Origin of the sequence: Streptomyces sp. NPDC057010 (assembly GCF_042673805.1) — a bacterium.
In the GTDB taxonomy this organism is placed as follows: domain Bacteria; phylum Actinomycetota; class Actinomycetes; order Streptomycetales; family Streptomycetaceae; genus Streptomyces.
Genome location: NZ_JBHUSC010000036.1, coordinates 22,569 through 41,614, shown reverse-complemented (window position 1 = coordinate 41,614; position 19,046 = coordinate 22,569). Strand labels below are relative to the sequence as shown.

The 19,046-nt window shown below is 72.5% G+C and carries 20 protein-coding genes; 7 read left to right on the top strand and 13 right to left on the bottom strand.

Annotated elements, in window-relative coordinates; all coding sequences use genetic code 11:
• Positions 1–18: 18 nt before the first annotated feature.
• On the bottom strand, positions 19–528 hold the full coding sequence (locus ACFTXQ_RS25775; protein ID WP_382644641.1) for a DUF6879 family protein: 510 nt from the start codon (positions 526–528) through the stop codon (positions 19–21).
• Positions 515–721 (bottom strand): hypothetical protein, encoded by a 207-nt coding sequence (locus ACFTXQ_RS25770; RefSeq protein WP_060178883.1) that lies wholly within the window; start codon positions 719–721, stop codon positions 515–517. Before ACFTXQ_RS25770 ends, ACFTXQ_RS25775 begins: the two co-directional genes overlap by 14 nt.
• A 155-nt stretch (positions 722–876) precedes the next feature.
• Here ACFTXQ_RS25770 and ACFTXQ_RS25765 point away from each other — a divergent pair, with 155 nt between their 5' ends.
• Positions 877–1,362, top strand: coding sequence for a hypothetical protein (locus tag ACFTXQ_RS25765; protein ID WP_382644639.1), 486 nt, complete (start codon positions 877–879; stop codon positions 1,360–1,362).
• Here the strand turns inward: ACFTXQ_RS25765 and ACFTXQ_RS25760 are convergent, their stop codons facing one another.
• From ACFTXQ_RS25760 to ACFTXQ_RS25740, 5 genes are all read right to left on the bottom strand, one after another.
• On the bottom strand, positions 1,363–1,968 hold the full coding sequence (locus ACFTXQ_RS25760) for a hypothetical protein (protein WP_382644638.1): 606 nt from the start codon (positions 1,966–1,968) through the stop codon (positions 1,363–1,365).
• The gene (msrA, locus tag ACFTXQ_RS25755; protein ID WP_382644636.1) at positions 1,965–2,633 is read right to left on the bottom strand and encodes a peptide-methionine (S)-S-oxide reductase MsrA; all 669 of its coding nucleotides are present in this window, start codon (positions 2,631–2,633) and stop codon (positions 1,965–1,967) included. The genes ACFTXQ_RS25760 and msrA overlap by 4 nt, the downstream gene beginning before the upstream one ends.
• Positions 2,634–2,709: 76 nt before the next feature.
• Positions 2,710–3,861, bottom strand: coding sequence for a hypothetical protein (locus ACFTXQ_RS25750; RefSeq protein ID WP_382644634.1), 1,152 nt, complete (start codon positions 3,859–3,861; stop codon positions 2,710–2,712).
• The gene (locus ACFTXQ_RS25745; RefSeq protein WP_382644633.1) at positions 3,858–5,462 is read right to left on the bottom strand and encodes a M48 family metalloprotease; all 1,605 of its coding nucleotides are present in this window, start codon (positions 5,460–5,462) and stop codon (positions 3,858–3,860) included. The genes ACFTXQ_RS25750 and ACFTXQ_RS25745 overlap by 4 nt, the downstream gene beginning before the upstream one ends.
• A gap of 110 nt (positions 5,463–5,572) precedes the next feature.
• A complete protein-coding gene (locus ACFTXQ_RS25740) occupies positions 5,573–6,682 on the bottom strand; it encodes a hypothetical protein (RefSeq protein WP_382644631.1) in 1,110 nt (369 codons plus the stop codon).
• 87 nt (positions 6,683–6,769) lie between these two features.
• Here ACFTXQ_RS25740 and ACFTXQ_RS25735 point away from each other — a divergent pair, with 87 nt between their 5' ends.
• Positions 6,770–7,927 carry a cystathionine gamma-synthase gene (locus ACFTXQ_RS25735; protein ID WP_382644629.1) on the top strand — a complete coding sequence of 386 codons (1,158 nt, stop codon included), beginning with the start codon at positions 6,770–6,772 and terminating at the stop codon, positions 7,925–7,927.
• A 242-nt stretch (positions 7,928–8,169) separates the two neighbouring features.
• Here the strand turns inward: ACFTXQ_RS25735 and ACFTXQ_RS25730 are convergent, their stop codons facing one another.
• The 3 genes from ACFTXQ_RS25730 to ACFTXQ_RS25720 form a co-directional block, all read right to left on the bottom strand.
• Positions 8,170–8,424, bottom strand: coding sequence for a hypothetical protein (locus ACFTXQ_RS25730; protein WP_382644627.1), 255 nt, complete (start codon positions 8,422–8,424; stop codon positions 8,170–8,172).
• On the bottom strand, positions 8,421–8,852 hold the full coding sequence (locus tag ACFTXQ_RS25725; protein WP_382644625.1) for a sigma factor-like helix-turn-helix DNA-binding protein: 432 nt from the start codon (positions 8,850–8,852) through the stop codon (positions 8,421–8,423). Before ACFTXQ_RS25725 ends, ACFTXQ_RS25730 begins: the two co-directional genes overlap by 4 nt.
• An 81-nt stretch (positions 8,853–8,933) precedes the next feature.
• Positions 8,934–9,455, bottom strand: coding sequence for a MarR family winged helix-turn-helix transcriptional regulator (locus tag ACFTXQ_RS25720; RefSeq protein ID WP_382644623.1), 522 nt, complete (start codon positions 9,453–9,455; stop codon positions 8,934–8,936).
• Positions 9,456–9,667: 212 nt separating this feature from the next.
• On the opposite strand from ACFTXQ_RS25720, the gene ilvA reads away from it, so the two are divergent.
• The 3 genes from ilvA to ACFTXQ_RS25705 all read left to right on the top strand — a co-directional run bounded on the left by ilvA (position 9,668) and on the right by ACFTXQ_RS25705 (position 12,954).
• On the top strand, positions 9,668–10,900 hold the full coding sequence (gene ilvA, locus ACFTXQ_RS25715) for a threonine ammonia-lyase (protein ID WP_382644621.1): 1,233 nt from the start codon (positions 9,668–9,670) through the stop codon (positions 10,898–10,900).
• A gap of 171 nt (positions 10,901–11,071) precedes the next feature.
• Positions 11,072–12,091: an ATP-binding cassette domain-containing protein gene (locus ACFTXQ_RS25710; protein WP_382644619.1), complete on the top strand. Its 1,020-nt coding sequence runs from the start codon at positions 11,072–11,074 to the stop codon at positions 12,089–12,091.
• Positions 12,088–12,954: an ABC transporter permease gene (locus ACFTXQ_RS25705; RefSeq protein WP_382644618.1), complete on the top strand. Its 867-nt coding sequence runs from the start codon at positions 12,088–12,090 to the stop codon at positions 12,952–12,954. Before ACFTXQ_RS25710 ends, ACFTXQ_RS25705 begins: the two co-directional genes overlap by 4 nt.
• Before the next feature lie 102 nt (positions 12,955–13,056).
• On the opposite strand, the gene greA is transcribed toward ACFTXQ_RS25705, so the two are convergent.
• Positions 13,057–13,554: a transcription elongation factor GreA gene (gene greA, locus ACFTXQ_RS25700; RefSeq protein WP_382644616.1), complete on the bottom strand. Its 498-nt coding sequence runs from the start codon at positions 13,552–13,554 to the stop codon at positions 13,057–13,059.
• 152 nt (positions 13,555–13,706) lie between these two features.
• Positions 13,707–14,114: a DUF4307 domain-containing protein gene (locus ACFTXQ_RS25695; RefSeq protein WP_382644615.1), complete on the bottom strand. Its 408-nt coding sequence runs from the start codon at positions 14,112–14,114 to the stop codon at positions 13,707–13,709.
• A 119-nt stretch (positions 14,115–14,233) separates the two neighbouring features.
• On the opposite strand from ACFTXQ_RS25695, the gene mca reads away from it, so the two are divergent.
• Entirely contained in the window at positions 14,234–15,115 is an 882-nt protein-coding gene (mca, locus tag ACFTXQ_RS25690; RefSeq protein WP_382644613.1) for a mycothiol conjugate amidase Mca, read from the top strand.
• 2 nt (positions 15,116–15,117) lie between these two features.
• Complete coding sequence (locus ACFTXQ_RS25685; RefSeq protein WP_382644611.1) at positions 15,118–15,342, top strand: hypothetical protein; 225 nt, start codon at positions 15,118–15,120, stop codon at positions 15,340–15,342.
• Positions 15,343–15,786: 444 nt separating this feature from the next.
• Here the strand turns inward: ACFTXQ_RS25685 and ACFTXQ_RS25680 are convergent, their stop codons facing one another.
• Positions 15,787–19,005, bottom strand: a complete 3,219-nt coding sequence (locus ACFTXQ_RS25680; protein ID WP_382644609.1) for a tetratricopeptide repeat protein — start codon at positions 19,003–19,005, stop codon at positions 15,787–15,789.
• Between the last annotated feature and the right edge of the window lie 41 nt (positions 19,006–19,046).

Below are 19,046 nucleotides of genomic sequence, written 5' to 3'. Positions count from 1 at the left end.
TCCCGATCGAGTCGGCGGTCAGCGGTGCCGCTCCCAGTAGTCCGCGAACGGCACCGCTTCGGCCAGGGCGCGGTCTCGGTAGGCCCGATACTCGGCAAGGCGGTGGGCGGGAAGCAGTTCGGCGCCGATGAACGCACCTTCGGACGTGTAGTGCATCCGGTACACGTCCTGGTCATCGAACAACCAGAAGTCGTGATCGGGCAGGTCGGCAACCTCCTGGTCGGCCTGGTCGATGATGCCGATGGTCTCGCCGGCCGTGATGTTGCCCGGGTAGGCGGCCAGTTCGTAGCGCAGGTAGTCGGTCAACGGAGACCTGAGCACATGGATGCGCGAGACCTGCTTGCCCTTGTCGGTCATGGACCGCACCCATGGGTTGTCGTCCCAGTCAGGGCCCATGTCCCCGCCGGACAGGAAGCGTTCGAACTCCTCGCGTTCCTCGTCCACGCTGTAGACGGAGAGCGTCTCCAGGCGGAAGGCAGTCCGCTCGAAGGTCTCGAAGAGACGGCCGAACTCCTCACCGTTGAGCACGGAAGTACTCCTCCAGCACCGCGGCCGGGACCACGACGGCGGTCTCGCCCTCGGGCAGGTCGAGCTGAGCCAGCCGCTCGGGGTCGGTGATGACGTAGCCCTGGACCACGTAGTCCTTGGCATCTTCGGTGCCCCACAGCGTCGGGCACGTTCCGTTCCTGCACTCCGGGTCACCGGACAGCTTCCGCAGCATCCTCGCCCCCACTTGTCGGCGTACGCCTGTCGTGTTCGATGCTCCCGAGCCGGTTGCGGTGGGGTCAAGCGCTGATCCTTTCCAGAACAGGAAAGCGGTCCTCTCGGGCGGAATCGAGGATGCGTCGGGACGTACACGGCGGATACAACGGCAGCATGACCCTCTTCCTGTGTGCCAAGTGCGGCGGCGGCCTTACGGCAGACCTGACGCCGCTGCCTGCCGTTCCCTCGGCGCCTGATGACGAAGGACGGGACAAGGAGAGTCGGCTGGCCCCGGCCACGATGCCGCAGGGGCACTACGCGACCGAGACCGAACCGTGGGGTGCTCCATACGTGCCGCATCCGGACCAGGAAGAGGGCGGGCCTGCGCAGCCGCGTGGACCCTGGCGGAGTGACGAAGGGGTGGCAATGATCTCTGCCGGGCCGTGCAACAACATCGTGATCCACCCCGAGGACGCGCCCGCTCTCCAGCCGCTGCCGAACTGGGAAAGCAGCGTCGGATGCTGCGGACCGTCCGGAGACAGCGGACTCAACCGTGCCTGTCCCTGTGGCGCCCGAGTGGCCACGCTCGCCGCAGACTGTTGGGGCCCGTACGAGCTCCATCTGGACGCGAAGCGGGTCTACGGCTACGACCCGTCCTGATCAGTACCCCGTCGGGTGCGCGGACAGCCAGGCGGAGTGCTGGTCGCGCAGGCGGTCCCGTTCCTCGGAGGTGGGGAGGATGACGTCCGCGCCGCCGTCGTACGGGTGGTGGATGCGGGTGAAGCCGGGGTCCGTCACGAAGATGCCGGGCAGGGTGTCGTCCGCGACGGCGCGCAGGAGCGGGTCGAGGCAGCCGCGTTGCCAGCGGCGGCGGTCGGCGTAGAAGTACCAGCAGGTGTGGAAGGCCGGATCCGGGTCGTCGGCGTCGACCAGGGTGGTCCACAGCGTGCCCTCCGGATGGAGGGCGGCGCGGCGGGCCGACCAGTCCGTCGGCTCGGACGGGTCGGCCCAGTCGGTGGTCACCACGTACGCCTCGCCGCCCGCGAAGAGTTCGTCGAGGACCGTGTTGTACCGGTCGATGAGGACCGCGTACTCGGCCTCATCCTCCGCGTAGCGCTTCGACCCCGGCAGGCTGTGGAAGCGCACCCAGCGGTCCCCGTAGACCGTTTTCAGCTCCCACGGCAGCACCGGCCCGGCAGGCAGGTGGGCCTGCCAGAGCCGGGTCAGCCGCTCGTGCGCCGGGTCGGGGATAGCGGCGTCGTTCACTCCCCGGGCGCCTCGGCGACGCCGATCGGGCAGGAGACGCCCGTGCCGCCGATGCCGCAGTAGCCGCCCGGGTTCTTGTCGAGGTACTGCTGGTGATACGCCTCCGCGGGCCAGAAGGGGCGGTCCGTTGCCGGGAGGACGGCCGTGGTGATCTCGCCGTGGCCCGAGGAGGTCAGGACCTGCTGGTAGGCCGTGCGGGAGGCCTCGGCCGTGGCCTGGTGGGCGGGGGAGTGGGTGTAGACCGCCGAGCGGTACTGGGTGCCGACGTCGTTGCCCTGGCGGAAGCCCTGGGTGGGGTCGTGGGACTCCCAGAACAGCTTGAGGAGGGTCGCGTAGGAGACCCGGGCCGGGTCGAAGACCACGCGGACGACCTCCGTGTGGCCGGTCAGGCCCGAGCAGACCTCCTCGTAGGTCGGGTTCTCGGTGAAGCCGCCCTGGTAGCCGGCCAGGGTGGTCCACACCCCCGGGGTCTGCCAGAACTTGCGTTCGGCGCCCCAGAAGCAGCCCAGCCCGAAGTCCGCGACCTCCAGGTGCGCGGGGTACGGCCCCGAGAGCGGGTTGCCGAGGACGGTGTGGCGCTCGGGGACGGAGAACAGCGGCTCCGCGCGGCCCGTCAGGGCCTCCTCGCGGGTGGGGAGCTCGGGCGTGCGGCGGTACGAGAACATGGGTTCGCCTCCTTGGGTACTTCTTCAACGGCTCCGGCCGGGCCCGGATTCCCGGCCCGGCCGGACGCCTGCGCGCTCAGTCGCGCCGCGCGACCAGGTCCACCGCGAAGTCCCGGGCGTACAGGTAGCGCTGCTTCGGCTTGCCGACGTACGACCACGGCATCGCCCCGATGTACCCGTCGATGTGCCGGAACTGCTCGACCGCCTCGGCGTCCCGGTCCTGCCAGAACAGCAGGAAGGCGAGCATGTGCCGCATCAGCGGCGCCTGCGGGTGGTCGTTGCCGGCCGCCGCCAGGTCCGCCAGCGCCGCGTCCACCGCCGCCATGACCTCCGGCTCCTTGAAGTACGTGTCGACCGTCAGGTCGTCCTCGTCCGTCTGCTGCTCGAAGTGGGCGATCAGCGGCAGCAGCGACAGCAGCTCGCCCGGCTCGCCCTCGGCCGCCGACGCCCGGGCGAAGGCGTGGGCCAGCTCGTGGGAGCCGCGCCACTTGCGGCACCAGTACTGCAGGGCGGTGTGGTGCGCCCACAGCACCCTCGGGGCGCGGCTCGTGATCTGCTCCCACAGCTCGCGGTAGCGCTCGTGCGAGTAGCCCAGGCCGAACGCGATGGGCTGCTCCACCATGTACGGCGTCGGGTCCGCCGGGCCGGCCAGCCGCTGGGCCTCGTGCGCGTCGGCCTGCGCCCTGGCCAGCAGCTCGTGGAAGAGCCGGAACTGCTCCTGCGTCGTGTGCGCCGCCCGCTTCGCGCCGCGCACGTTCCAGGCGACCTGCACCCCGGTGTCGGCATGGACCAGCGCCGCCGTCGCGTCACCCGGCCGGGCAGCCCGCCAGGCCAGCAGCCACGCGTCGTCCTCGGCCGCCGCCTCGGCCAGCGGACGGACCCGCTCCATGCGCTCCTGCCAGTCCTGCCCCGCCGCCTCCACGTACGCGGCGGCGGCCTCCCAGTCGCCCGACCGGACGGCCTCCAGGACCGCGGTGCGCTCCGGCGGCACCGGCGCCGCGTTCTCCGTGTCGAGACCGTCCTCCGGCACGAAGCCCAGGGCGACGACCCGCGCCGCCCTCTCGGCCTCCTCCCGGGCCTCGGTCTCCGCCTCGATGCCCTCCGTGCGGGAGGTCAGCTCGCCGATCTCCGCCTCCAGCCGCTTCGCCTTGCGGATGAAGTACACGCCGCGCAGGACCTTGAAGGCGCCGCCGAGCAGCAGGACGCCGAGGATGACGAGGCCGATCACGGGGCAAGCACCAGCTTTCGCAGGGGTTCGGTGTCGGGCTGGTCCGCCACGGTCGCGTCCAGGGCCAGGCCGAGGAGGTCCTCGAAGCCGTCGGCCGGGTAGCGCAGGGTGGCCTGTTCCGACCAGGACAGCTCCCAGCGGGCCGCGCCGCGGGCCGTCAGCTCGACGGTGACCAGCTGGTTCACGGCTCGCCGCAGCGCCGGGCGGGCGAACTCGCGGGCCGCGCGACCGGTCGCCGCGGCCGCCTCCTCCGACTTCGGGAAGCGGTCGGCGATCCGCCAGCGCACCGCCGGGTCGGCGTCGATCGCGTCCAGCAGGGCGGCGAGCTCCGGGCCCGCGCCCTCGGCGGTGAGGGCCTCGCGGATGTCCTGCGCGCCCTGGCCGACGTACACGGTCATCGACTCGTGGACCAGGTCCTCCCAGTCCAGCCGCTTGAACGCGAGGGCCTCCGGGGTCAGGACCGCCTGCTCCAGTGCGGCCAGCGCCGCGTCCGCGTCGGCCAGCAGCTCCAGGGAGGGGCGGGCGCCTTCACGGCCGCGGCCGTCGTCGGGCAGGGCTTCGATGCGGGCCACGCGTTCGGCGAGCGCGGGGTGGGAGTCGTACGGGGAGGCCGGCTCGGTCGACAGCTCCCGGCGCAGCGCCTCCAGCTCGTCCGGGCGGGCGTCGAGGAGCCGGCGCAGCCCGCCGAAGACCTGGCCGGGGCGGGGCAGCAGGCCGGCGCCGGCGCCGAGGGTGGCGTAGGAGCTCATGTAGAACTCGTGGGCCGAGCCGAGGGCGCGCAGTTCGCGCAGCGCGGACGCGGCGGCGTCGCGTCCGGCGACGCGGACCGAGGCCAGGTCGGCGGCGAGCTCCTGGCGGCGGGAGGTGGTGAGGGTGGCGCGCATGTAGAAGTTGCCGTAGGCCGTGTAGATCCTGGCCATGCCGCGGTACGTCGCGCCCAGGCCCGGGGTGTCGACCATGGTGGCCCTCTTGCCCTTGGCCCTGCGCTTGGCGGCGTGCCTCTCCTGCCGCTCGCGCTCCTTGGCCTGCTTGGCGTCGGAGCGTTCGTGGAAGTGGGCGACGGTGCGGATGAGTTGGGTCCGGCCGCGGGCGATCAGCGGGGTGAGGCGGGTGTCGAAGTTGGCGTAGTGGCCCATCTCGTGGGCGAGTACGGCGCGCAGCTGCATCTCGTCCAGGCCCGTCATCAGCGGCAGGCCGAGGTAGAGGCGGCGGGTGCCGGGCCGCAGGCCCAGCAGCGAGGACTCCTCGCTGACGCCCGCGTTCACGTCCTCGGTCAGCACGATCTCGTCGGGCGCGCGGGTGCCGACCTGCCGGGCGACGTCGTGCACGGCCTCCCACAGCGCGGGCTCCTGGGCCTCGGTGACCGTGACCGTGATGCCGGCCGGCGGTTCGCTCCTGGGGATGCGCAGCATGAACAGGCCGCGCACGATCGGGATCGCGAGGACGACGGAGCCGATGACGATCTTGGCGGTGGTGGCGTGCAGGCCGGCCGCGTAGGCGGCGTAGTCGATGCCGGCCAGGACGGCGAGCAGGACGACGCCGAGCAGATAGAAGCCTGCGAGCAGGACGAGCGCGCGGGCAGCACGCAGTGAAGCGCCCATATGGACAGATCCCCCCACGGGATGAAAACGGTGCCGAAGTGACTCGCGGGTCACTTACGGCAACCTTATGCGTCAGGGAGAAGCCCTGGTGTGGGGGGTGTTCGGTCCGTTCAGTGCGGGAGCGTGGCCGGTGAGCCGCCGTTCGCCTCGTAGCCGGCCACCGCCAGCGCCCGGTAGACCGCGTACTGCGCGGCCGGGTCCTCCGATGCCGACCACGGCAGGGCGCCCACGTAGCCGTCCACGTGCCGCACCTGCTCCATCGCCTCCGCCCAGCGCTCCATGTTGACCAGGAACAGCAGCAGCAGGTGCCGTACGTGCGCCAGCATCGGGTCGTCCTGCCGTGCCGTGTGCACCGCGTACAGGGCGCCCTCCACGGCCCGCGTCACGACCGTGCCCTGGTAGAAGCCGCCGGTCAGGACCACGTCGGGCAGGTTCTCGTACAGGGCGAACAGCGGCAGCGCCGCCAGCAGCGAGCCCTGCGGGGCGCGGGCCGCCGCCGCGTGCGAGAAGGCGTCGGCCTTCTCCCGCGAGCCGTGCCACTTCTCGCACCAGTAGTGCAGCGCCGCCAGGTGCGCGCCCATGTGCTGCGGCGCCCGGTCGATGACCTTCGCCCACAGCTCGTCGAACTCCGGCTCCGGGTAAGCCAGGCCGCGCGCGACCGCCAGCTCCGTGATGTACGGGACCGGGTCGCCCGGCGCCAGCAGCGCCGCCTTGCGGCATGCCTCCCGCGCCTCCTCCAGGATGATCCGGTGGTCGTCGGAGCCGACGCCGCCCGAGGCCCGCCACGCCTGCTGCACCAGCAGCTCCGCGTGCACCTGCGCGCCGCCCGCGTCCTTCTCCGCCTCCAGCCGCCAGGCCTTCAGCCACTGCGCGCCGGCCCCCGGCTGCCGTACGAGTTCCAGCGCGGCCGCCCCGCCGAAGGCCTGCACGCGCTGCCAGCGCTGCTCGCCCTCCTTCGGGGTTCCGGCGAGCAGCTGCGAGGCCGCCTGCCACTGGCCGGTGCGCCGGACGTTGTCGAGGGCGTCCATCAGGTCCGGGTCGGGCCCCGGGATGCGGATGTCGAGGTCCTCCTGGCGGTCGAACCCGTAGTTCGCGGGGTCGGCGGCGTCGGGGCTGCCGGGCGCGACCAGACGGACGGAACCCCCGCGCCGGGCCCGTACGAACGAAAAGGTCATGGCGGCGAGCAGGGCGAACCCCATCAGGACCCAGATAATCTCCATACCGCCAAGCGAACCAGACTCGGGGGGCCGCAGGCCAATGGCAGGCCAATAGGGGAGCTGGGCCCGGGCGGGGCATAGGCTCTGACCATGAGCGACGACAGCCACGAGCACCAGAGCTTCGAGACCCGCGCGATCCACGCGGGCAACACGGCGGACCCGCTGACCGGCGCGGTCGTACCCCCGATCTACCAGGTGTCCACGTACAAGCAGGACGGCGTGGGCGGACTGCGCGGCGGCTACGAGTACAGCCGCAGCGCCAACCCGACCCGTACCGCGCTGGAGGAGAACCTCGCGGCGCTGGAGGGCGGCCGGCGCGGCCTCGCCTTCGCGTCCGGGCTCGCCGCGGAGGACTGCCTGCTGCGTACGCTGCTGTCCCCGGGCGACCACGTGGTCATCCCGAACGACGCGTACGGCGGCACGTTCCGTCTCTTCGCGAAGGTCGTCTCCCGCTGGGGCGTGGAGTGGTCGGTGGCCGACACCTCGGATCCGGCGTCCGTACGGGCCGCCCTCACCCCGAAGACCAAGGTCATCTGGGTCGAGACCCCCTCCAACCCGCTGCTCGGCATCACCGACATCGCCGTCGTCGCCGACATCGCGCGCACGGCCGGGGCCAAGCTGATCGTGGACAACACCTTCGCCTCGCCCTACCTGCAGCAGCCCCTCGCGCTGGGCGCGGACGTCGTCGTGCACTCGCTGACGAAGTACATGGGCGGGCACTCGGACGTCGTCGGCGGTGCGCTGGTCACCGCGGACGCGGCGCTGGGCGAGGAACTGGCCTACCACCAAAACGCGATGGGTGCGGTGGCCGGGCCGTTCGACTCGTGGATCGTGCTGCGGGGCATCAAGACGCTCGCGGTGCGCATGGACCGGCACTTCGAGAACGCGACGAAGATCGCGGACATGCTGACGCGCCACCCCAAGGTGCACAAGGTGCTCTACCCGGGGCTGCCGGACCACCCGGGGCACGAGGTCGCCGCCAAGCAGATGCGCAACTTCGGCGGCATGGTGTCCTTCCAGGTGGAGGGCGGAGAGGCGGCGGCGGTCGAGGTCTGCAACCGCGCGAAGCTGTTCACGCTGGGCGAGTCCCTGGGCGGCGTCGAGTCGCTGATCGAGCACCCGGGCCGCATGACGCACGCGTCGGTGGCGGGCTCGGCGCTGGAGGTCCCCGCGGACCTGGTCCGCCTGTCGGTGGGCATCGAGAACGCGGATGACCTCCTGGCGGACCTGACCCAGGCCCTGGGCTAGGCCCGGCCCGGCCCCGGCGGCGGTACGTGCGCCTGCGCGCCGTCGCTGCCGGGGCTCCGCCCCGGACCCCGCTCCTCAAACGCCGGAGGGGCTGAAATCGCCCTGCGGGCAACCAGCCCACGCCAGGCGGGCGGCATCAGCCGAAATCCAGCCCCGCCGGCGTTTGAGGCGCGGGGTCCGGGGCGGAGCCCCGATCTTGCGGCCGCACCTGCCCACTCGTGCGGGCTGTACGGCCCCGTCGGCTACCAGCCCTCCAGCGGGGGTGAGATGCCGCTGGGCGGGGTGGTCCAGGGGTGGGTGCGGGCGGCCCAGACCGTGAAGGCGACGGCCGCCGCGAACAGGACGGCCCAGCCGAAGCGGCGCAGCGCCCGGCGGCGGCGCAGGAGGCGGGCGCCGCGGGCCGCCGCGCCCGCGGCGAGGCCGGCCGGGACCGCCGGGTAGGGGCCCTCCAGCAGCTCCCTGACCTGCGCTTCCTTCCGGTCCGGGAAGCCGCTCACGCCGCCTCCCGCGCCCGCAGCACCGCCACGGCCCGATTGCACAGGACCCGTACCCGCTCCACCGGCAGCCCCAGTTGCGCCGCCGTGACCTCCTCGGCGACCCCTTCGTAGATCCGCAGGACCAGGACGAGGCGTTCCTGCGGGCTCAGCCGGGCCAGTACGCCTCCGCCCCCGTGGTGGCGCCGGCCGGTGCGGGCGAACGCGGTGCACAGTTCCTGGCGGGTGAAGTCGTACGGGTCGTCCCCGCGCAGCCGCCGCCAGTTGGCGTACGTACGGGCCAGGGCGCCGGCCAACAGCCGCCGTGCGGACTGCGGTTCACCGGTCAGCAGCACCGCGACGTACAGGAGCCGCCCCGCCGCGCCCGCGACGAAGGTCTCGAACTCCGCGTAGGGGGCCGCCTGTTGGCCCCCGTGGTCGAGCGCTCCCATAGCCCACATAGTGCGGCCAGCGGGACGGGCCAGGTCAAGGGGCGTGACGGGCCCGGCTCGGCTCCCCGCCGAAGGGCGGGCTCAGGACGCCGGGCCGGCCTCGGCCACGGCCGCCATCAGCTCCGACAGCGACAGGTTGAAGCGGGTCAGCAGCGAGGTGAAGGATTCGCGCTCCGTCTCGCTCCAGCCCTCCGTCACCCGGGCCATCAGCTCCCGCCGCGAGGACCGGACCTCCTCCAGCCGGGCCAGCCCGCGCGGGGACAGCGCCAGCACCACGGCCCGCCCGTCCTCCGGGTGCGAGGTCCGCTTGACCAGGCCGGTGTCGACCAGCGGCGCGACCTGCCGGGTCACGGTGGAGGAGTCGATGCCCATGCCGCCGGCGAGGGCCTTGACGCCCATCGGGCCCTCCAGGTCGAGCCGGTTCAGGAGCAGGTACGCGGCGCGGTCCATCGAGTTGCGGGCCTGGCCCACACCGCCCAGGCGGGTCTGCTCGGCTCGGCGGGCGAAGACGGCCACCTGGTGCTGGAGCGCGTCGAGGAGACCGCCTCCGGCGGGCGCTTCGGCCGCCGCGGGCAGGTCGGAATTGGCCGGGGTGGAAGGCATGGCCGTGGGCTCTCTTCGCGTGGGTCCGACAAGGATGGGGGACAGAGTACGCGGCCGTGCGGCGGCTCGTACGCCCCGTTTGACAACTGATACGGCGGCCGCGGAACGCGCCTCAAGCGCCGTCCGGGATGGCCGGATTTCACCCCGGTACGGGCGGGGGTCCGCGGCTCCTGCCGCGCGCCGCGCCGCGGGGCGGCTGCGAGACTGGCGGCATGAGCTACCGCGTGCCGCAGCCCGTTCCGCAGGTGATCCTCGACGACATCAGGGGGGCCCAGAAGATGCTGTCCGGCGTCGCCCGGGTCACCGCGATGGAGGGCAGCCGGCACCTGTCCTCGCTCACCGGCTCCCCGGTGCACCTCAAGTGCGAGAACCTCCAGCGGACCGGCTCCTTCAAGCTGCGCGGCGCGTACGTGCGCATCGCCGGCCTGCGCCCCGAGCAGCGGGCCGCCGGCGTCGTGGCGGCCAGTGCGGGCAACCACGCGCAGGGCGTGGCCCTGGCCTCCTCCCTCCTCGGGGTCCGCTCCACGGTGTTCATGCCCGTCGGGGCGCCGCTGCCGAAGGTGGCGGCGACCCAGGAGTACGGCGCCGAGGTGCGCCTGCACGGGCAGGTCGTCGACGAGACCCTCGCCGCCGCTCAGGACTACGCGGACCGCACCGGGGCGGTGTTCATCCACCCCTTCGACCACCGCGACATCATCGCGGGCCAGGGCACCGTGGGCCTGGAGATCCTGGAGCAGTGCCCGGAGGTGCGGACCATCCTCGTCGGCATCGGCGGCGGCGGTCTCGCGGCGGGCATCGCGGTCGCCGTGAAGGCGCTGCGCCCGGACGTGCGGATCATCGGCGTCCAGGCGGCGGGCGCGGCCGCCTACCCGCCCTCGCTGCTCGTGGGGCACCCGGTGTCGATCGACAACCCGAACACGATGGCGGACGGCATCAAGGTCGGCCGCCCCGGCGACGTCCCGTTCAAAATCATTGGCGAACTGCTCGACGACGTGCGTACGGTCTCGGAGGACGCGCTCTCCAGCGCCCTGCTGCTCTGCCTGGAGCGGGCCAAGCTGGTGGTCGAGCCGGCCGGGTGCAGTACGGTCGCCGCCCTGCTGAGCGAGCCCGACCTGTACGGCGGGGGCCCGGTCGTGGCCGTCCTGTCCGGCGGGAACGTCGATCCGCTGCTGCTCCAGCGGATCCTGCGCCACGGCATGGCGGCGGCGGGCCGGTACCTCTCGCTGCGGCTGCGCGTGGCCGACCGTCCGGGGGCCCTGGCCGGGCTCCTGGGGGTGTTGTCAGTGGTGGATGCGAACGTGTTGGACGTGAGCCATGTCCGGACCGACCCGCGGCTCGGGCTCACCGAGGTGGAGGTGGAGCTGCACCTGGAGACGAAGGGCCCGGAGCACTGCAAGGAAGTCGCGCGGTCGCTGCACAACGCGGGGTACCGGGTGATGAGCTAGCCGAAGAAGTGGAAGCCGTCACCGCGTTCCCGTAGCGGTACGCGATATAACGCGATAGCGTGCGCCCGGGTGGAGGGGGAGCGCAGGTGCGCCCCCGTTCGGCCGGGCGGGTCACGCCCGGCGCCCATACGATTTGCGTAGGAAACACCCGAAAACACTGGGAGAATCCATATGCCAGGCGCCATCTACGCCGAAGGTCTGGTCAAGGCCTTCGGCGATGTACGGGCTCTGGACGGCGTGGACCTCGATGTCCCCGAAGGCACCGTCCTGGGCCTGCTCGGCCCCAACGGCGCGGGCAAGACCACGACCGTGCGCGTCCTGACCACCCTTCTCCGCCCCGACAGCGGCAAGGCCGTCGTCGCCGGCATCGACGTCCTCAAGCACCCCAACGAGGTCCGGCGCGCGATAGGCCTGTCCGGCCAGTTCGCCGCCGTCGACGAGTACCTGACCGGCCGCGAGAACCTTCAAATGGTCGGCCAGCTCTACCAGATGAAGGCCAAGGCGGCGAAGGCCCGGGCCGAGGAGCTCCTGGAGCGCTTCAACCTCTCCGACGCCGCCGACCGCACCGCCAAGACCTACTCCGGCGGCATGCGCCGGCGCCTGGACCTCGCGGCCGCCCTCGTCGTCAGCCCGCCCGTGATGTTCATGGACGAGCCCACCACCGGACTCGACCCCCGCAACCGCCAGCAGCTGTGGGGGATCATCCAGGAACTGGTCGCCGGCGGCACCACCCTCCTCCTCACCACCCAGTACCTGGAGGAGGCCGACCACCTCGCGCACGACATCTGCGTGGTCGACCACGGCAAGGTCATCGCCCGCGGCACCTCCGACCAGCTCAAGGCCCGCACGGGCGGCGAACGCGTCGAGGTCGTCGTCCACGAGCGGGAGCACATCCCCACCGCACGCGAGGTGCTCGCCGGCTTCGGCAAGGGCGAGACCACCTACGAGGAGCACACCCGCAAGCTCACCGTGCCCGTGTCGGGCGGCGCCAAGCTGCTCGCCGAGGTCATCCGCGAACTGGACGGCCGGGGCATCGAGATCGACGACATCGGGCTGCGCCGCCCCACCCTCGACGACGTGTTCATCTCCCTGACCGGCCACGCGGCCGAGCTGGAGGCGGAGGAGAACGGCGAATCCGCCCCGCAGGACGCCAAGGGCCGCAAGGCGGCGCGGAAGGAGACGGCGAAGTGACCACCACGACCACCCCCTCCGCGACCCCGGAACTGGCCGCGCCGCGCCCCCGCGGCGGCATCGTCCAGGGCGTCAGCGACTCCCTGGTGATCGCCAAGCGGAACCTGATCCGGATGTCCCGCATCCCCGAGATGATCATCTTCGGCGTGATCCAGCCGGTGATGTTCGTCGTCCTGTTCAGCTACGTCTTCGGCGGCTCCATCAGCGTCGGCGGTAACACCTCACCCGCCGCCTACCGCGAGTTCCTGATGGCCGGCATTTTCGCCCAGACCGTCACCTTCGCCACCGCGGGCGCCGGCGCGGGCATCGCGGACGACATGCACAAGGGCCTGATCGACCGCTTCCGCTCGCTGCCCATGGCCCGCGGCGCCGTCCTGACCGGCCGCACGCTCGCCGACCTCGTCCAGACCGCGCTCACCGTGGTCGTCCTGGCCGTCGTCGCGCTCATCGTCGGCTGGCGCACCCACGAGAACCTCGGCAAGGTGCTCGCCGGCTTCGGCCTGCTGCTCCTGCTCGGCTACGCCTTCTCCTGGATCGGCGCCCTGATCGGCCTGTCGGTGCGCACCCCGGAGGCGGCCACCTCGGGCGGGCTGATCTGGCTCTTCCCGCTGACGTTCATCTCGAACGCCTTCGTCCCCTCCGACAACATGCCGACCTTCCTGCGGCACATCGCGGAGTGGAACCCCTTCAGCGCCACCGTCCAGGCGGCCCGCCAGCTCTTCGGCAACCTGCCGCCCGGCTACGAGGCGCCGGCGGCCTGGCCGATGCAGCACCCGGTGCTGGCGTCCGTCCTGTGGTCACTGCTGATCATCACGGTCTTCCGGACCCTCGCGGTCCGCAAGTACCGCTCGGCGACCGCGTAGGCCCGTACGCACAGCCCGTACACACGACGATGCCCGGCCGGAGAAACCCGGCCGGGCATCGTCGTACGCGTCGTACGCGAGAAAAGCGGTGATCAGGGGTGATCAGCCGGTGAAGGGCTTGACGTCGAGGATCTTGACCGACGCCTTCTTGCCGTTCGGCAGCTCGTACTCGGCGTCCTCGCCGATCGCCTTGCCCAGCACACCGGTGCCGAGCGGGGACTGGGGGGAGTACGTCTCGAAGTCCGAGGAGGCGTACTCGCGGGAGGCCAGCAGGAACTCCATGGTGTCGTCCTCGTCGCCGTCGAAGGCGATCTTGACGAGAGTGCCGGGGGCCACCACGCCGTCGGACGCGGGCGCCGTCCCGACCTTGGCGTTCTCCAGGAGCTGCGTCAGCTGGCGCACGCGCAGCTCCTGCTTGCCCTGCTCCTCCTTGGCCGCGTGGTAACCGCCGTTCTCCCGCAGGTCGCCCTCCTCACGGGCGGCTGCGATCTTCGTGGCGATCTCCGTGCGTGCGGGACCAGAGAGGTAGTCCAGCTCTGCCTTCAGCTGGTCGTACGCCGCCTGGGTCAGCCAGGTGACGCTTTCGCTCGTCTGGGTCACGGGTGCTCCTCGTCGGTACAGGGGACTACAAGCCGCCAGCGGCGGGCGAAACCACGAGCCTAACAATTCGGCAGGAAAAGGGGGAGGACGTCATCTGTATGAAGTGTGTCATCACGGGTCACGAGGACCCGGCTCGTTACTCTCCGTGACCCTCAGCGGGACGACGGCTGGCAGCCCACCAGCTCGATCATCGTGGCCCGGCCGGTCGTCCTGAGCGAGACCATCTCGTCCACCCGGCTCTCGGACTGCGCGAAGGTGTAGTCGGCCCGGCCCACCTCGTTGTGCTCCTTGTCCTGCGAGCTCAACGTGCACACCCCGGTGACCGAGGACTCCTTGCGGACCTCCAGGTGCACCTTCACCTCGTTGTCCGAGACCACCTGGAACTTGATCACCTCGGCGCTGACGCTCTGCCCGGCGACGTAGTCCCAGCCGATCCAGCCGACCACACCGAGCAGCACGACCCCGAGCACCGACCCGATGACCTTGAGCTTCCGGTCCGCGCGCTCGTCCGCCGACCGGCCGTAACGGCCCTCGGGCAGGCCCTCGCGTACCGCGCTCATCGATCGTTCCTTCCGAGAGGGCGGGGCCGGATCCGTACGACCCGCCCCCGGAATTTTCCGTCCCCCGATTCGGTCAATATAGAGGTCGACCGTCACGCCGAAACGCAGAGGATCCCGTCTTGACCGAGCAGCTTCGACTGATGGCCGTCCACGCCCACCCCGACGACGAGTCCAGCAAGGGCGCGGCCACCATGGCCAAGTACGTCTCCGAAGGGGTCCCCGTGCTGGTCGTGACCTGCACCGGCGGCGAGCGCGGCTCGGTCCTGAACCCCAAGCTCCAGGGCGACAAGTACATCGAGGACAACATCCACGAGGTCCGCGCCAAGGAGATGGACGAAGCCCGCCAGATCCTCGGCATCGAGCAGGAGTGGCTCGGATACGTCGACTCCGGCCTGCCGGAGGGCGACCCGCTGCCCCCGCTCCCCGACGGCTGCTTCGCCCTCGCGGACGTCGAGGAGGCCGCCGGCGAGCTGGTGAAGAAGATCCGCGCCTTCAAGCCGCAGGTCATCACCACCTACGACGAGAACGGCGGCTACCCGCACCCCGACCACATCATGACCCACAAGATCTCGATGGTGGCCTTCGACGGCGCGGCCGACACCGACAAGTTCCCGGAGGCCGAATACGGCCCCGCCTACCAGCCGCAGAAGCTCTACTACAACCAGGGCTTCAACAAGCCGCGCACCATCGCCCTCCACGAGGCGCTGCTGGAGCGCGGCATGGAATCCCCCTACGGCGAGTGGCTGGAGCGGTGGAAGGAGTTCGAGCGCAAGGAGCGGACCCTGACCACCCACGTCCCCTGCTCGGACTTCTTCGAGATCCGCGACAAGGCGCTCATCGCGCACGCCACGCAGATCGACCCCGACGGCGGCTGGTTCCGCGTCCCGATGGAGATCCAGAAGGAGGTCTGGCCCACCGAGGAGTACGAGCTCGCCAAGTCGCTCGTCGACACTTCCCTCCCCGAGTCCGACCTCTTCGCGGGCATCCGGGAGAATGCGTAGCTATGAGCGCTACGCAGGCAGCAATCGCCCAGCTCCTCCCGCTGGCCGGAGACACCTTCGACAAGAACAAGGTGACCCCCGGAATCCTCGGCTTCATCGTCTTCGCCGCCCTCGCCCTCGGGGTGTGGGGCCTGATGAAGTCCATGAGCCGCCACATGGGCCGCGTCGACTTCGAGGAGGCCCCCGAGCCGGGCTCCGCCGCCGCGGAAGCCACCCGGGCCCCGTAGACCCGCGCCGCCCTTGCGGCGCGGCCCCACTCCTGGGGCTCCGCCCCAGACCCCGCGCCTCAAACGCCGGCGAGGCTGGATCTGCCTCCGGCGGCGCCTCAAACGCCGGCGGGGCTGGATCTGCCTCCGGCGGCGCCTCAAACGCCGGCGGGGCTGAATGTGCCCTGCGGACAATCCAGCCGCGCCTGGCGGGCGGCACCAGCCCAAATCCAGCCGCGCCTGGCGGGCGGCAGCAGCCACCATCCAGCCCGCGCCTGGCGGGCGGCAGCAGCCACACTCCAGCCCGCGCCTGGCGGGCGGCAGCAGTCACACTCCAGCCCGCGCCTGGCGGGCGGCAGCAGCCACAATCCAGCCTCGCCGGCGTTTGAGGCGCCGCCGGAGGCAAATCAAGCCCCGCCGGCGATTGAGGCGCGGGGTACGGGGCGGAGCCCCGGGTCCCGGGAGCTACGCCGGGTCGGCCGGAGGCAAGGGCACGCCCATGATCTCCCGCGAGTGCAGGTTCGGCACCAGGCCCAGCCGCCACGCCTGCCAGCCCTCCGCCGGATCCACACCCCGGCCCAGCACCACCCCGTACGTCTCCAGGCCGTCCTCCAGCCGCCCGTCCCGCGCCGGATGCGGCGCCTGCGCCAGCCGCGCCAGCTCCGCCCGCGCCTCCTCCGGCGCGCCCGGCACGGCGTACGGCAGCATCGTGCACCGCAGGAACCGCGCCCAGTCCTCCCCGCGCCGGTCCCCGTACGAGATGAACAGCCGCACCGCCTCCTCGCACAGCCCCAGCGCCTGCGCGACCCGGCCGTTGCCCGCGTCCACCACCGCCAGCTCCAGGCACGTCCACGCCTCACCGTGCGCCAGCCCGATCCGCCGGAAGTCCGCCCGCGCGTCCACCAGCAGCTGCCGCGCGAACCCGGAGTTCTTCAGGTTCCCCGTCTGCGCCGCCCGCTGGTCCCGCGTCACCCGCCCCGAATGGTGCCGGGCGTGCGCCAGCCCGTACACGTCCCGCATCCGCGAGAACATCGTGCGCGCCCGCTCCAGCTCCCGCACCGCCTGATCGCGCTCGCCGCCCTCCTCCAGCGCCTGCCCCAGGTAGTACAGCGTCCACGCCTCACCGCGCGCGTCCTCCGCCTCCCGGTGCCGGGCCAGGGCCTCCCGCAGCCGCTCCAGCGCAGGCCCCGGATCCCCGTCCACCACCCTGGCCCGGCCCAGCTGCGTCAGCGCCCACGCCTCACCGCGGTCGTCGCGCGTGCGCCCGTACAGGTCCAGGGCCAGGCGCAGCTCCGCCTCCGCCCGCGGCACGTCACCGACCCGCAGGTACACCTGGCCCAGCTGGAAGTGCGCCCACGCCTCGCCGTGCACGCTCTCGCTCTCCCGGTGCAGGGCCAGCGACAGCTCCAGCAGCCGGATCGCCTCCGCCAGGTGCGCCAGGTCCCGCTCCACCGCGGCCAGCGCGTGCAGACCCCACGCCCGGTCGCCCGCCAGCTCCGCCGGCTCCTGCAGCACCAGCGCCTCGCGGATGCGGGCCGCCGCCTCCGGCAGGCTGCCCTGGTGGTGCAGGGTGATGCCGAGCGACACCAGCGCCATCGCCGCCCCCGCCTCCTGCCGGGCCTCCATGTACTGGTCCACCACCGAGGTCAGCGTGGTGCGGGCCTTGTCCAGCTCGCCCAGCTGCCGCGCCGCGATACCCGTACGCCACTGCACCGACCGCACCAGCCGGCCCTGCTCGCCCTGCCGGCCCGCCGCCACGGCCTGCGTCAGCTCGTCGATCTCACCGAGCCGGTACAGGTCCCCGCGCAGCAGGCAGAAGTCGCACAGCGCCCCCAGCAGGTCGAGCACCGCCTGCTGGTCCACCCCCTCCGAATGCCGCAGCGCCGCCGTGATGAAGCTCGACTCGTCGTCCAGCCAGCGCAGCGCCGCGTCCAGCGAGGTGAAACCGTGCCCCCCGAACTGGTTCGCCCGCGTCGACATCTTCCCGTCGACCATCCGGATCACCGAGTCCGCGAGCTGCGCGTAGTTCCGGATCAGCCGCTCGTGCGCCGCGACCGCCTCCGCCCGGTCCTCCATCGCCGCCAGCCGTGCCGCGGCGTACGCGCGCACCGCGTCGTGCATGCGGAACCGCTGCCCGCGCACCCGCTCGATCAGCCCGGCCTCCCACAGCTCCTCCAGCGCGCGCAGCGCCGCCTGCTCCGGTACGTCGGCCAGCGCGGCCGCCGCCGCACCGCCGAGGGAGGCCCGCCCGGCCAGGGGCAACCGCAGCAACAGCCGACGGGCCGGCGCGGACAGCCGCGCATCGGCGGCCCGCAGGGCCCGCTCCACCGGATGCCCCTCCCCGGCGGCGGGCACCCGGCCCTCACGCGCCGGCGGAGCCAGCATCCGCAGCGCGAGGGGCAGCCCGCCACCCGACTCCACGGCCGCCGATACGGCGGCCGCGGAGGCGCCTTCGGCATCGCCCGGCTCCGCCGCGGCCGCCGCGCGGACCAGCTCCGTCGCCTCCGCCTCCGCCAACCGCTCCACCGGCAGCTGGTACACCCACGCCGCCAGATCCGCCGGCAGCTCCAGCGGCTCCCGCGCCGTCACCAGCACCAGGCTCTCGGAACGCTCTGGCACCAGCATCCGCACCTGCGCCGCAGCCACCGCGTCATCCAGGACCACCGTCACCGGCAGCCCCTGCAGGTGCTGGTGGTACAGCTCGCCGAGCCGCCGCACCTGCTGCTCCGCCGACGACCCCTCGCGGAACAGCAACTGCTCGCGCGGCGCGCCCAACCGGTTCAGCAGGTGCAGCAGCGCCTCCCGCGTCGACAGCGGCGCACCCCCCAGGTCCCCGCCCCGCAGATCCACCACGCACGCGCCCCGGAACTGGTCCCGCAGCCCGTGCGCCGCCCGCAGCGCCAGCGCCGTACGGCCCACCCCCGGCTCACCGTGCAGCACCACGACCACCGGGCGCGTCTCCGTGCTGGCCCGCGCCGCCTGCACCCACTGCGCGATCCGGGTCAGCTCCGCCTTCCGGCCCGCGAACGGGCCCGCCGGATCCGGGAGCTGGCCGAACGACTGCTCCAGCACGCTGCGCCGCCGGGCCTCCGCACTGCGGTCCGCCCCGCGCAGCGGCGGCGCGGTCCGGGCCGCGATCCGCGGCGCCCGCGCCGCCGCGGCCACCGCACGCTGCTGCTCCAGGAACGGCCGTATGCCGCGCACCTCCAGCGCCGACAGCCACTGCAGCCTCAACTGCTCCGGCCCGCCCGGCCGGCCCCGCTCCCCGGCCCGCCGGTTCGCCGCCGGCAGGTGCAGGGCCGTCACCTTCGCCACGGTCGCCACCGCCCCCGCGACGCCCGCCACCGCCCCCGCGGTCAGTGCCGTACCGGCCGCCACACCGAGCGCCAGATCCGCCCCGACGGCCGCAGCCGCCGCAACCGCAGCCACCAGTAAGGCGGTCGAGGAATTCCCCCGCTGGAAGGCCTCACCCAGCGACTGCTCCCCGGCCGCCGCCTCGTCCAGGGCCCGTACGTACGCCTCGTACTCCGGAGCGGCACTCGCCGCGAGCGAATCCAGAGCCTCCCTGGCCCGCGCCAGCAGCACCGCCTTGTCGGCCGGCACCCCCGCCGCCGCCCGCCGGGCCTCCTCCTCGACGGCCCGCCCCAACAGCCGCTCGGCCTCACTGCGATGGCTGTCCCGCATCGGCAATCCCCCTCAGAGAGCTCCGGCAACGAGCCACAAGT

Excerpts from the sequence above, each read along its gene's own strand:
- ACFTXQ_RS25770 (WP_060178883.1), bottom strand. The coding sequence starts at position 721 with ATGCTGCGGAAGCTGTCCGGTGACCCGGAGTGCAGGAACGGAACGTGC.
- ACFTXQ_RS25765 (WP_382644639.1), top strand. The coding sequence starts at position 877 with ATGACCCTCTTCCTGTGTGCCAAGTGCGGCGGCGGCCTTACGGCAGAC.
- msrA (WP_382644636.1), bottom strand. The coding sequence starts at position 2,633 with ATGTTCTCGTACCGCCGCACGCCCGAGCTCCCCACCCGCGAGGAGGCC.
- ACFTXQ_RS25745 (WP_382644633.1), bottom strand. The coding sequence starts at position 5,462 with ATGGGCGCTTCACTGCGTGCTGCCCGCGCGCTCGTCCTGCTCGCAGGC.
- ACFTXQ_RS25740 (WP_382644631.1), bottom strand. The coding sequence starts at position 6,682 with ATGGAGATTATCTGGGTCCTGATGGGGTTCGCCCTGCTCGCCGCCATG.
- ACFTXQ_RS25735 (WP_382644629.1), top strand. The coding sequence starts at position 6,770 with ATGAGCGACGACAGCCACGAGCACCAGAGCTTCGAGACCCGCGCGATC.
- ACFTXQ_RS25725 (WP_382644625.1), bottom strand. The coding sequence starts at position 8,852 with ATGGGAGCGCTCGACCACGGGGGCCAACAGGCGGCCCCCTACGCGGAG.
- ACFTXQ_RS25720 (WP_382644623.1), bottom strand. The coding sequence starts at position 9,455 with ATGCCTTCCACCCCGGCCAATTCCGACCTGCCCGCGGCGGCCGAAGCG.
- ilvA (WP_382644621.1), top strand. The coding sequence starts at position 9,668 with ATGAGCTACCGCGTGCCGCAGCCCGTTCCGCAGGTGATCCTCGACGAC.
- ACFTXQ_RS25710 (WP_382644619.1), top strand. The coding sequence starts at position 11,072 with ATGCCAGGCGCCATCTACGCCGAAGGTCTGGTCAAGGCCTTCGGCGAT.
- ACFTXQ_RS25695 (WP_382644615.1), bottom strand. The coding sequence starts at position 14,114 with ATGAGCGCGGTACGCGAGGGCCTGCCCGAGGGCCGTTACGGCCGGTCG.
- ACFTXQ_RS25685 (WP_382644611.1), top strand. The coding sequence starts at position 15,118 with ATGAGCGCTACGCAGGCAGCAATCGCCCAGCTCCTCCCGCTGGCCGGA.
- ACFTXQ_RS25680 (WP_382644609.1), bottom strand. The coding sequence starts at position 19,005 with ATGCGGGACAGCCATCGCAGTGAGGCCGAGCGGCTGTTGGGGCGGGCC.